This window comes from Luteimonas sp. BLCC-B24 (genome assembly GCF_028550595.1).
In the GTDB taxonomy this organism is placed as follows: domain Bacteria; phylum Pseudomonadota; class Gammaproteobacteria; order Xanthomonadales; family Xanthomonadaceae; genus Luteimonas.
This window is the reverse complement of sequence record NZ_JAQQGN010000003.1, coordinates 61865-73718: the sequence shown is the minus strand read 5'-3', so window position 1 is coordinate 73718 and position 11854 is coordinate 61865. Positions and strand designations below refer to the sequence as shown.

The 11854-nt window shown below is 71.1% G+C and carries 12 protein-coding genes; 3 read left to right on the top strand and 9 right to left on the bottom strand.

The window, feature by feature from the left end:
- Positions 1 to 258 precede the first annotated feature (258 nt).
- Positions 259 to 1206: an MBL fold metallo-hydrolase gene (locus PQS31_RS08165; RefSeq protein WP_272762211.1), complete on the top strand. Its 948-nt coding sequence runs from the start codon at positions 259 to 261 to the stop codon at positions 1204 to 1206.
- Between the two features lie 92 nt (positions 1207 to 1298).
- Here PQS31_RS08165 and PQS31_RS08160 read toward each other — a convergent pair whose 3' ends face one another.
- The 6 genes from PQS31_RS08160 to argS form a co-directional block, all read right to left on the bottom strand.
- The gene (locus tag PQS31_RS08160; RefSeq protein WP_272762210.1) at positions 1299 to 2051 is read right to left on the bottom strand and encodes an SDR family NAD(P)-dependent oxidoreductase; all 753 of its coding nucleotides are present in this window, start codon (positions 2049 to 2051) and stop codon (positions 1299 to 1301) included.
- A gap of 94 nt (positions 2052 to 2145) precedes the next feature.
- Positions 2146 to 2913, bottom strand: coding sequence for a UPF0149 family protein (locus PQS31_RS08155; protein ID WP_272762209.1), 768 nt, complete (start codon positions 2911 to 2913; stop codon positions 2146 to 2148).
- Positions 2914 to 3002: 89 nt separating this feature from the next.
- Positions 3003 to 3566 (bottom strand): isoprenylcysteine carboxylmethyltransferase family protein, encoded by a 564-nt coding sequence (locus PQS31_RS08150; RefSeq protein WP_272762208.1) that lies wholly within the window; start codon positions 3564 to 3566, stop codon positions 3003 to 3005.
- Between the two features lie 39 nt (positions 3567 to 3605).
- Entirely contained in the window at positions 3606 to 3977 is a 372-nt protein-coding gene (locus PQS31_RS08145) for a hypothetical protein (protein WP_272762207.1), read from the bottom strand.
- A gap of 157 nt (positions 3978 to 4134) precedes the next feature.
- Complete coding sequence (locus PQS31_RS08140; protein ID WP_272762206.1) at positions 4135 to 4920, bottom strand: SPOR domain-containing protein; 786 nt, start codon at positions 4918 to 4920, stop codon at positions 4135 to 4137.
- Positions 4920 to 6653, bottom strand: a complete 1734-nt coding sequence (argS, locus tag PQS31_RS08135; RefSeq protein ID WP_272762205.1) for an arginine--tRNA ligase — start codon at positions 6651 to 6653, stop codon at positions 4920 to 4922. Before argS ends, PQS31_RS08140 begins: the two co-directional genes overlap by 1 nt.
- A 77-nt stretch (positions 6654 to 6730) precedes the next feature.
- Between argS and PQS31_RS08130 the strand changes: the two genes are divergently transcribed.
- Positions 6731 to 7504 (top strand): TSUP family transporter, encoded by a 774-nt coding sequence (locus tag PQS31_RS08130; protein ID WP_272762204.1) that lies wholly within the window; start codon positions 6731 to 6733, stop codon positions 7502 to 7504.
- A 2-nt stretch (positions 7505 to 7506) separates the two neighbouring features.
- On the opposite strand, the gene folE is transcribed toward PQS31_RS08130, so the two are convergent.
- Positions 7507 to 8115 carry a GTP cyclohydrolase I FolE gene (folE, locus tag PQS31_RS08125; protein WP_272762203.1) on the bottom strand — a complete coding sequence of 203 codons (609 nt, stop codon included), beginning with the start codon at positions 8113 to 8115 and terminating at the stop codon, positions 7507 to 7509.
- Positions 8116 to 8169: 54 nt separating this feature from the next.
- Positions 8170 to 8550 (bottom strand): hypothetical protein, encoded by a 381-nt coding sequence (locus PQS31_RS08120; protein WP_272762202.1) that lies wholly within the window; start codon positions 8548 to 8550, stop codon positions 8170 to 8172.
- 251 nt (positions 8551 to 8801) lie between these two features.
- On the opposite strand from PQS31_RS08120, the gene PQS31_RS08115 reads away from it, so the two are divergent.
- A complete protein-coding gene (locus tag PQS31_RS08115; RefSeq protein WP_272762201.1) occupies positions 8802 to 10658 on the top strand; it encodes a DUF885 domain-containing protein in 1857 nt (618 codons plus the stop codon).
- 87 nt (positions 10659 to 10745) lie between these two features.
- Here PQS31_RS08115 and PQS31_RS08110 read toward each other — a convergent pair whose 3' ends face one another.
- The gene (locus tag PQS31_RS08110) at positions 10746 to 11750 is read right to left on the bottom strand and encodes an alpha/beta hydrolase (RefSeq protein WP_272762200.1); all 1005 of its coding nucleotides are present in this window, start codon (positions 11748 to 11750) and stop codon (positions 10746 to 10748) included.
- Positions 11751 to 11854: the final 104 nt, after the last annotated feature.

Sequence of the window (11854 nt, the reverse complement as noted above, 5' to 3'; positions counted from 1 at the left end):
CTCGCACATCGCCGCCCTGCCAGCAGGCCGTCCCGTCGCGACCGTGACGGAGAAAATCGCCGGCTCGCGGCGGCGCGGATTTCGGCCTGCGTGATCACGCTGCCGCGGGTCGTGTCGGCGTGCTTCGCACACCAGGCCGTCACCACACGCTGCCGTGGCATGCAGTGGGCCGTCGGTGTCGTCGATCGGGTGCGGGCCCGAGTTTATGCTGCGGTGCCGACGCGGCGCGCCGCGCCGCGTGACGACAGGAGATCCGCCATGCGCCGTTCCGCCCCCGTTCGTGCCGTCCTCGTTCTCGCGCTCGCGGGCGCGCTGGCGGCCTGCGCCGAACAGGCGTCGCCGCCGGCCGCGGCAGACGCCGCGCCGTCGCCGGTGCCCGCCGACACCGCGTCCGTCAGCGCCGACGTGTACCGCTTCAGGATCGGCGGTCTCGACGCGGCGGTGCTGCGTGACGGCGACATCCGGGTGGCGAACGATGGCAAGACCCTCGCCGTCGGCGTTCCCAAGGCGGAGGTCGACGCGCTGCTGACCCGGGCGGGCGAACCCACCGACACCCTGCAGCTCGCGGTGCAGGCGCTGCTGGTGCGCAGCGGTGATCGCGTGCTGCTGTTCGATACCGGCGCAGGTGCGGCGGAGTTCGCCGACGCCGGACGCCTGCAGGCCGCACTGCGCGCCGCCGGTGTCGAGCCCGGACAGGTGACCGACGTCTTCATCAGCCACGCGCATCCGGATCACGTCGGCGGGCTGACCGGCGACGCGGGCCAGGCCGTATTCGCGAACGCCACCGTGCACCTTTCGGCGCCCGAATGGGACGCGCTGCAGGCCGAACCGGCGAACGCCGCACTGGTCGCGGCGATCGCGCCACGCGTCGAGGCCTTCGCCCCGGGCGCCGACGTCGCTCCCGGCGTCACCGCGGTCGCGGTCGACGGCCACACACCGGGCCACAGCGCCTTCGAGATCACCGACGGCGACGCGCGCCTGCTCTACATCGGCGATGCCGCCCACCACTTCGTGATCTCGGTGCAGCGCCCGGCGTGGACGATCGCCTTCGACGGCGACGCGCCGCTGGCCGAGGCCAGTCGTGAAGCCCTGCTCGCGCGCGCCGCGGACAGCGGCGTCACCGTGGCCTCGCCGCATTTCCCCTATCCGGGTCTGGGCCGGATCGTGCGCCGCGACGGCACGTTCGTCTGGGCGCCGCTGCAGTAGGGCGCATTTGGCGCGCGCACGGCCCGCGCCTGCGGGAGTCGCGATCCCCGCGCGTGCGTGCGCGTCCCGCGCGGCACGCGGCGGGTGACGTCTCAGCGTTCGCGGTGGATCTGGAACCCCGCGAACGACTGGCTGACCGGCATCACTTCGAGCCGGTTGATGTTGAGATGCGGCGGCAGGTTGGCCACCCACCACAGGGTCTCGGCGATGTCGTCGGCGACGATCGGCCGGGCACCGGCGTAGAGCGTGTCCGAGGCGGCCTGGTCGCCGCGGGTGCGCACCAGGGTGAACTCGGTTTCGGCCAGGCCCGGCTCGATCGAGGTCACGCGCACGCCGGTGCCGTGCAGATCGCTGCGCAGGCCCAGCGAGAACTGGGTGACGAACGCCTTGGTGCCGCCGTAGGTGTTGCCGCCGGGATAGGGATAGCTGCCGGCGATCGAGCTCACGTTGAGGATCGCGCCGCGGCGCTCGATCAGCGTGGGCAGCAGTGCGTGGGTCAGCGTGACCAGGGCGGTGACATTGGTGTCGATCATCTGTCGCCACTGCGCCAGGTCCGCGCGCTGCGCCGGCGCGGTGCCGAGCGCGAGGCCGGCGTTGTTGACCAGCACGTCGATGTCGCGGAACCCGGCCGGCAGTGCGTCGAGCGCGGCGTGCATCGCGGCCTCGTCGCGGATGTCGAATGCGCACGTGTGCAGGCGCGCATCGCCATGGGCGTCCACCAGCGCCTGCAGCCGCTCGGCGCGGCGGCCGGTGGCGATCACGCGCCAGCCGCTGGCGAGAAAGCGCGTGACGGCGGCGGCGCCGAAGCCGGAGGTGCCGCCGGTGATGAGGATGGTGCGGGTCATGCAGGCTCTCCTGGCCGCGGTGCGCGCCGGGCGCGGCGCACGCTCGATCGGGGTGGCGGAATGACGCGGCGCGTCGTGCGCGCCGGCGCCCGGCTCATGCGGACGCGGTGTCCGCGCAGCACTTCTTGTACTTCTTCCCGCTGCCGCAGACGCAGGGATCGTTGCGACCGGGCACGTCCGCCCGTCTGGCCGGTGCCGGGCGGCGGTCGTGCAGGCGCTGCAGGTACATGTCGTAGAGCATGTCGGGCAGGTCGTAGGTCAGATCGAAACGCTCGTCGAGCGTCAGCATCGCCTCGGCCGACATCTCCGCCGCGTCGAGCTGGGCGGCATCGACGATCGCCAGCCGTGTGATCACGCCCAGATCGTTGTCGATGGCCGGGTGGTCGTCCATCCACGTCGTCCACGCGTCCTCGAACTGCGCGGCGCCGCGCAGGAAGCCGGCCGCCCAGGCGGCCGCGAACGGGAAATCGGCGGGAATGCCGTCCAGCGCATCGTCGGCATCGGAGGACGCAGCGCCGTCTTCCGACTCGGGCGGCAGGCCCAGCAAGGGCATCAGTGCGTCCCGGTCGCCGGCGTCGGCGGGGTCGTGACGGATGCGCTGTTCGATCTCGGCCGCCAGGCGCGCGATCAGGGCCTGGGCTTCGCGGGTCTGGCGCTCGTCACGACGCGCGACCTCACCGCTGCCCCAGATCGCCGGAAACAGCGTCGACAGTTCGACCTCGACCGGACCGACCGCCAGCGCGGACAGGAAGCCGTCGAGCATCTCCAGGTTGCCCAGACCGGTCTCGGGATCGGTGCAGCGGTCGAGCAGGACGTCGAGCCGGTCGAGCTCGGCATCGGTCAGGGGCGGGGGCGTGGTCATGCGAGGAGCGGTGCGCAGGGCGTAACAGCTTAACGCCTGGCCGCGGTGTCACGGCGCGCGGCGATCGGCCACGACGCCTCGGCGCGACGTCACCACAGGCCCGGAAGCAGACGCCGCGTCGCGCGCGCATAGGCCGGATACTCGACCGGGAACGCGGCGTTCAATGCGCGTTCTTCAACGAGGATGCGCCGGCGCAAGGCCCGCCACAGCGGAACGGCGACGACCAGCGGTGCCAGCCAGCTGCCGAGCGCGCAGAGAAACCCCAGGACCGTCAGCAGCAGCCCCGTGTAGGACGGGTGCCGCACCCATCGGAACGGCCCGCTGCGGATCAGCCGGTGATCGGCCGCAATCGTCACGTCGACGGTGAAGAAGCCGGCCAGCACGCGGATCGACCACCAGCGCAGCAGCATGCCGGCGAGCATCAGTGCGCAGCCGCCCCACAGCAGCGTCGGCTGCCACGCCGGGGGCAGCCGTCCCGGCAGCCAGATCGACACCAGCATCGCGACGACCATGCCGCCGCCGACCACGAGCACCAGCCGCACCAGCGTGCCGTCGTCACGGCTGCGATCGGCCGCCCGGTGGCGCAGACCGATCCACAGTTCGCTCAGGCACCACAGCGCGCTCATCGCCGCGAACACGAGGACGCCGGTCATGGGGGGCTCCGGAACCAGGGGAGCCCCAGCCTTGCAGGCTCAATGTGAGGTCGGGGTGCCGGCCGGGGGTTTCGGTGCCGGCTTGCGCGCCGGGACTTCGGCCTCGCCGGGTTCGCTCCGTGCACGGCGTCGGCCGGTGGTCGATTTGCCACGCGTGCGCGCCTTGGTCGCCCGGTGTTTCTGCAGCATGTCTTCGGCCAGCACCACGTCCTCGGAGAGGATGCCGGCCGCACGCGCGATGGCGATCCGGGCCGCGGCCCGGTTCTCGTCGGGATTGGCCTGCAGCAGTTCGCGGATCGCCTCACGCAGCGCAGCCTGCGCGTTGCTCTTGAGCTTGAGCTCGCTGCCCTGCTGGAACAGCGCCAGCAGGACGTCGACGACGGGTTTGACGAGTGCAGCTTCGATGGCCATGGCATGTCTCCCTTGGCCACCCATTGTCCGCAGCGGCATCGCGCGGGCTGCGACCGCGTTGGGACGGGCCGCACGGATCGGGCAGGTGCGCGACCGGTCCCAGGCCGAGGCCCACGCCGCGTCGCAATCGCGCCCGGCGGGGGCGCTGCGGCGGACGTTACTGCGCCTTGATCGCCAGCGCCGGCAGGCCGCCGTTGCCGAGCGTCTGCTTGGCGTCGGCCAGCTCGGTCGCGCTGGAATAGGGGCCCATGCGCACGCGATACACCGTGCGCCCGCCGGCTTCGCCGGATTCGACCCGCGCGCTGAGGCCGAGCAGTGCAATGCGCGCCTTCAGGGCTTCCGCATCACCGGCGGCGCTGAACGAACCCGCCTGCAGCAGATAGCGCGCGTCGCCGGCGGCGGCCGCGGCCTGCGGGGCGGGCGTGGCCGCCGCGGCCGCGCCATCGCTCGTGCGGGCCGGTGTCGGCCGGTCCTCGGGCAGCGGCGTCGGGCCCGTGGGGCCGCCGGCCAGATCGGCCGCGTCGGGATGACGGGCCTGCAGCGCCTGCTGCGCGGCCTCGGCCTGCCGCTGACGTTCCGCCTCGGCGCGCGCGCTGGCGGCCAGTTCGGCATCGGTCATCGGCACTTCCTGGTCCGGCAGCATCGTGTAGAAGTCGTAATCGGTCGAACGCTGGGCCGGCGCCTGCCCGGCCGGGACCGGCCGCTGCGCAGCGGTCGGCGCAGGCAGGTCGGCGTCGTCCGAGGTGGCGGCCGCGGGCTGGGCGTCGGGGTTGGGGCGGGGCCGGAAGAAGCCGTCCTCGGCGTCGGGCTTGAACAGCCGCGGCGCCGCCAGCACCACGCCCAGCGCGATCACGATGCCGATGATCATCCACGCCCAGCCGGGCAGCCCATCGGAGCCGCCGCCGTTGCGCCGTGCCTGGGACTTGCTGCGTCGTGCCGCCATTACATTGCCTCCGGGGCCTGCACGCCGAGCAGCGCCAGACCGTTGCGCAGCACCTGGCGGACGGCCGTGGCCAGCGCCAGACGCGCATCGCGCACGGCCGCATCGTCGACCAGGAACTGGTGATCGTTGTAGTAGGTCTGGAACACCTGGGCGAGTTCCAGCAGATAGGTCGCGATCAGGTGCGGCTCGAGCTGGGCGCCGGCCGCGGCCACGATCTCGGGCCAGCGCGACAGGTCGATCAGCACGTCACGCAGCGCGACGTCGTCCATGTCCAGCGGCTGGGCCAGGCCGTTCTGCAGATCGAACGTCAGGCCGCGCTCGGCCATCTGCCGCAGCAGGCCGCAGATGCGCGCGTGCGAGAGCTGCACGTAGTACACCGGATTGTCGAGCGACTGGCTGCGCGCCAGGTCGATGTCGAACACCAGCTGCGAGTCGGGCTTGCGCGCCACCAGGAACCAGCGCGTCGCATCGCGCCCGGCCTCGTCGATCAGGTCACGTAGCGTGAGATAGCTGCCGGCGCGCTTGCTGAGCTTCACTTCCTCGCCGCCGCGCATCACGGTGACCATCTGGTGCAGCACGTACTCCGGCCAGCCCTGCGGGATTCCGGCGTCGAGCGCCTGCAGGCCGGCCTTCACCCGGGCCAGCGAGCCGTGATGGTCGGCGCCGAGCTCGGTGATCGCGCGGGTGTAGCCGCGCTGCCACTTCGACAGGTGGTAGGCCACGTCCGGCACGAAGTAGGTGTAGGTGCCGTCGGACTTGCGCATCACGCGGTCCTTGTCGTCACCGAAATCGGTGCTGCGCAGCCACAGCGCGCCGCCGTCCTCGTAGGTGTGGCCGTGGGCGACGAGTTCGCGCACGGTCTCCTCCACCTTGCCGTCGGCGTACAGCGAGGACTCGAGGAAGTACACGTCGAAACCGACGCCGAACGCGGCGAGGTCGGCGTTCTGCTCGCGGCGCAGCCAGGCGACGGCGAAGCGGCGGATCGCGTCGAGATCGTCGGGGTCCGGGCGGCCGGTGACCACCTGGCCCTCGACCTCGACCGTCGCGCCGTCCAGATACGCGCGCGCGACCTCGGCGATGTAGTCGCCGTTGTAGGCATCGGCCGGCCACTCGGCATCGCCGGGCGCGTGGCCCCTGGCGCGCGCCTGCGTGGAGCGGGCGAGATTCTCGATCTGCACCCCGGCGTCGTTGTAGTAGTACTCGCGCTTGACGTTCCAGCCGTTGGCATCGAGCACGCGGGCGATGCAGTCGCCGATCACCGCCGCGCGGCCGTGGCCGACGTGCAGCGGACCGGTCGGATTGGCCGACACGTACTCGATGCCGGCGGTATACGCGCCGCCGCTCTCGTTGCGGCCGTAGCTGTCGCCCTGCGTGTGCACGGCGAGCAGCTGCGCGCTCCAGGCCGTCGGCGAGAGGCGGAAATTCAGGAAACCGGGACCGGCGATCTCGACCCGGGTCACCGCATCGCTGGCCGGCAGCGCATCCATCAGCGCCTGGGCCAGCGCGCGCGGATTCGACTTCGCCGGCTTGGCCAGCAGCATGGCGGCATTGGTCGAAAAATCGCCATGACTGCGGTCCTTCGGGCGTTCGACGACGAAGGCGGGCGTGGCGAGGTCGGCGGGCAGCGTGCCCTGGTCGCGGAGACGGGCAATGGCCTGGCCGACGAGCGATTCGATCAGGTCGCGGAGCGGGGAATTCACGGGCGGGCGGTGTCGCGGATCACGGCCCCGCATTGTACGCGAGGCGCCGCGCGGGCTCCGGGCGCGCGCGCCGCCGGTATGCTTGCCGCCCCCTTTCGTCGGCGCCCACCGTGGACGCGTTGTTTCCCGAACTGGTCTGGCTGGTCTGCATCGCGTTCATGGCCGGGCTGGTCGATGCCGCGGTGGGCGGCGGTGGGCTGGTCCAGCTGCCCGGCCTGTTCACCGCGTTGCCGCAGCAGGCGCCGGCGGCGTTGCTGGGCACCAACAAGTTCAGCTCGGTGTTCGGCACCATGGCGGCGGGCTGGCGCTACGCCCGCAACGTGCGCTTTCCGTGGGCGCCGGTGCTGTTCGCCGCGGCCACGGCGTTCGTGTTCGCCTTCGTCGGCGCGACCGCCGTCAGCCTGTTGCCGCGGGATGCGGTGCGACCGCTGATCCTCGTGCTGCTGATCGCGATGCTGGTCTACACGCTCGTCAAGAAGGACTTCGGCGCGCTGCACCGGCCGCGGGCCGTCGGCCGGCGCGAACTCGCGCTGGCACTGGCGATGGGCGCCGCGATCGGCTTCTACGACGGCCTGTTCGGGCCCGGCACCGGCAGCTTCCTGATCTTCCTGTTCATCCGGTTCTTCGGACTCGATTTCTTGCGCGCCACCGCGGCCTCGAAGATCGTCAACATCGCGACCAATCTCGCCGCGCTGTCGTTCTTCGTGCCCTCCGGCCACGTGCTGCTGGCGTTCGCGGTGCCGATGGCGGTCGCCAACGTCGGCGGCGCATTCGCCGGCACGCGGCTGGCGCTGCGCGGCGGCACACCGGTGATCCGTACGCTGTTCGTGCTGCTGGTGGTGGTGCTGATCGCGAAGATGGGCTGGGACACCGTCGCCGGTTGAACTCAGCGCCGCGGCGCGCCGGACTCCACGAACCGCAGGAACTCCGCGCGGGTGCGCGCGTCGTCGCGGAAGCTGCCGAGCATCCGCGAGGTCACCATGCTCACGCCGCGCTTGTGCACGCCGCGGGTGGTCATGCACTCGTGCGCGCCCTCGACGACGACACCGACGCCCAGCGGCGCCAGCGCGCGCTCGATGCAGCCCGCGATCTGCGCGGTCATCTTCTCCTGCACCTGGAAGCGCTTGGCATAGGCCTCGACCACGCGCGCGAGCTTGCTGATGCCCACCACGCGGCCCGCGGGCAGATAGCCGACGTGCACCCGGCCGATGATCGGCGCCATGTGGTGCTCGCAATGGCTTTCGTACTCGATGTCGCGCAGTACGATCATCTCGTCGTAGCCCTCGACCTCCTCGAACGTGCGGGCGAGATAGGCGTCGGGATCGATCGCATAGCCACCGAACCACTCGCCGTAGGCCTCGGCGACGCGTCGCGGGGTGTCCAGCAGGCCCTCGCGTTCGGGGTCTTCGCCGGCCCAGCGCAGCAGGGTACGGACCGCGGATTCCGCGTCGGCGCGGCTCACGCCGTGGCGGGTGTCGTCGTTGGAATCGCGCATGGGAGTGGTCACGGCCGGGGGAGCGCTATGGTAGCGCGGCGCCCGTCGGTGCATTCAGCTTCGATCGTCGGACGATTCGGCTTCATGCTGGTCCGAGGCCACATAGGTCTGACCGAGTTCGGAGCGGGTCCAGGCGTCCTCGACCGCGCCGCGCGCCTCCACCCAGCCCAGACGGGACGCACCGCGTGCGGTGTCCCACTCGCGCTCGAGCTGGCGCTCGACATCGTCGAAGCGCAGGCCGGAATGCCGGCGCTGGCTGCGCTGACCGAACCGGTAGGCCGGCAGGTAGTCGTCCCAGAGGCGGCCCACCGAGTAGTAGGGCGCCTGCAGCAGGCCGTCCTGGAACCGCGCGGCGAGCGCCTCGTCGCTGTCGATCGGGCGCTGTCCGGAGCTCGACGGACTCAACTGCTGTTGCTGGCGATTGGAGGGCGACATGGGGGAGGTCCTGCAGTGCGGCGCATGGGATCGGGAGGGCGGGAGCCGCAGCGCTGCTGCTGTCTGGACGCGAACGCTACGGCGGCCCTCGTGCGACGGCGGTGAAAAAGACGCCATGTCGCCCGGTGGCATGCAGCGGGCGTTCATTCCGCGTCCACCCGCCGCGTGCTCCCCCGCCGTGACATCCAGCAGGGGCGCGCGGCACCGCGGCCGCGCAGAATGGCGGATCGAACCGTTCGATGGAGTTGTCGATGCGCCCCGTTCTCGCCTGCAGCACCCTGGCCCTCGCCCTGGCACTGGCCGCCTGCGCCCCGGGGGCGTCCGACACGCCCGCCGGCGCCACCACCACGCAGCAGGCGGAGAGTGAATCCGCGCGGCTCAACGCCTGGTTCGATGCCCAGTACGAGGAACTGCTCCAGCTCAGTCCGCTGCAGATGACGGTGCTCGGCCGCAAGGACCGCTACGACGAGCTCGACGACGCCTCGCCGGAAGCCGATGCCCGGCGTCTCGCGTGGCTCAAGACCTCGGTCGAGACCATGGAATCGACCTTCGACCGCGATGCGCTCGACGACGAAACCCGCCTGTCCTGGGATCTGTGGAAACGCCAGTACGACAGTGCGCGCGACGGCGCGGCGTTCATCGCCGACCAGTACGCCTTCGACCAGATGAACGGCATGCACAGCCTGCTGCCGACGTTCCTGATCAATTTCCACAAGGTGGACACCGAACAGGACTACACCGCCTACATCGCCCGTCTGAACGCCGCGCCGCGGCTGCTGGACCAGCTGATCGCGCGCGGCGAGGCGTCGGCCGCCCGTGGCATCCGGCCGCCCAGGTTCGCGTTCGACGGCGTGATCGACCAGTCGCGCAAGGTGATCGCCGGCGCGCCGTTCGACGACGGCGCGCCCAGCGCGTTGTGGGCGGACCTGGAGGCCAAGGCGGCGGCCCTGGTCGAGGCCGGCACGATCGACGCCGCGCGCGCCGATGCGCTCAAGGCCGAAGCCCGCACCGCGCTGCTGGAACAGGTCAAACCCGCCTACGAGCGCGTCATCGCCTGGAGCGAGCGCGAGCGGCCGAACGCACTGGAGAATCCGGCCGGCGTGGGCACCACGCATCCCGACGGCGCCGCGTACTACGCCCATCAGCTGCGCGAGAACACCACCACCGACATGAGCGCCGACGCGATCCACCAGCTCGGCCTCGACGAGGTCGTGCGTCTGCGCGGCGAGATGGAGGCGATCAAGCAGCAGGTCGGTTTCGACGGCGATCTCGCCGCGTTCTTCGCGTTCATCAATACCGACCCGCAGTTCCGCTTTCCCAATACCGATGCCGGCCGTCAGGCCTACATCGACGGCGCCAGCGAGGCGATCGCCAACATCAAGCAGCATCTGCCCGCGTACTTCGGCCTGCTGCCGAAAGCGGATCTGGAAGTGCGCCGGGTCGAGGCCTTCCGCGAACAGGACGGCGCCGCCCAGCACTACTTCCCGGGCACGCCGGACGGCGCGCGTCCGGGCATCTACTACGCGCATCTGTCGGACATGGGCGCGATGCCGAAGACCGAACTCGAGGTGATCGCCTATCACGAGGGCCTGCCCGGGCATCACATGCAGATCTCGATCGCGCAGGAGCTCGAGGGCGTGCCGACGTTCCGCACCCAGTACTTCAGCACCGCCTACGCGGAAGGCTGGGGCCTGTATTCCGAGTGGCTGGCCAAGGAAATGCCGGGCACCTACGAGGACCCCTACTCCGAGTACGGCCGGCTGATGTCGGAGATGTGGCGCGCGATCCGCCTGGTGGTCGATACCGGCCTGCACGCCAAGGGCTGGACCGAGTCGCAGGCGGTCGAGTACTTCCAGCAGAACGCGTCGATTCCCGAGGCCGCGATCCGCTCGGAAGTGCGCCGCTACCTGATCATGCCCGGTCAGGCCACGGCCTATAAGGTCGGCATGATCAAGATCCAGCAGCTGCGCGCGAAGGCCGAGGCCGAGCTGGGCGAGGCCTTCGACATCCGCGGCTTCCACGACACGATCCTCGGCGGCGGCGCGATGCCGCTGGACCTGCTGGAGCGTCGCGTGGACCAGTGGATCGTGACGAAGAAAGCCGGCTGAGGTCGACCGCCGGCGGTCGCACGAGGCCCGGGCATGCCCGGGCCTCGTCGTTTCCGGAGCGCCGTGCCGGGCGCGATCACGTCGCGCTCAGCGTGGCGGCACGTCCCCGGCGCGCTCGGCGATGGGCCGCGCGTGCTGCACCAGCGAGACCAGCGTCTTGCCGGGTTCCTCGTTCATGACCTCGTGCGCGGACTGCTCGAACCAGACGAGTCGCTTCGACGGGGCCTGCACCTGCTCGAACCACTCCGCCGCCACCGACGAGGACACGTTGTGGTCGTGCCGCCCGAGGAACAGCAGCAGCGGCACCTCGAGCCGGTCGATCTCGCGCAGATCCAAGGTCAGCACCTGGGCCAGCAGCCGGTCCATCGAGAACCGGTTGGCGGTCCAGACCGCGGCGAGGTCGGCATCGGTGTATTCCGGCGACAGGGCGATCGCAGCGGCCTCGGCCTGGCCGCCGGTGCGGTTGTGGACCATGCCGCCGTAATGGTTGAGCCACCGCCGTTGCACCATCAGATCCGCCAGCGTCACACCCTCGGTGCCTTCGGCGTACGGTGCGATCGCCTGCAGTTCGGCCAGGGCCGACGCGTTCCCGTCGCGCTCGGCCTGCTCGAACGCGAATGCCCAACCCCGGCGCTCGCTTTCCGGTGCGTCGGTCATCTGGCCGATGCCGATGTAGGCGTGCAGCCACTCCGGGCGCGAGCGGGCGAGTTGCAGGCCCAGATAGCTGCCCCAGGAATGGCCGAGCACGAAGATCCGTTCCTTGCCGAATTCGCGGCGCAGCCAGTCCGCCATCTCCTCGGTATCGGCGACCATGCGGTCCAGCGTCATCGTCGGGCCGATCACTCCGGGGTCGTGTGCCCGATAGGTCTTGCCGGCGCCGCGCTGATCCCACTGCACGACCGTGAAGTACTCCTCCCATCCGCGCTGGAAGTACCAGCTGGTGGGCATCGACACCCAGCCCGGGCCACCGTGCAGCATCAGCAGCACCGGATTGCGCCGGTCGTGGCCGCGGATCGACACCCACTGGTCGATACCGCCGATGCGGACCGTCTCCAGCCGTTCCACGCCCATGTCGGTCACGACCCGGCGCATGTCGGCGATGATCGCGGTCGCTTCGGCGCGGTTGCCGGGGCCGGCTGCCTGGACCGGCTCCCCGACGCCGACCGTGAGCAGCAGTGCCGCGAGGCACCCGCCGA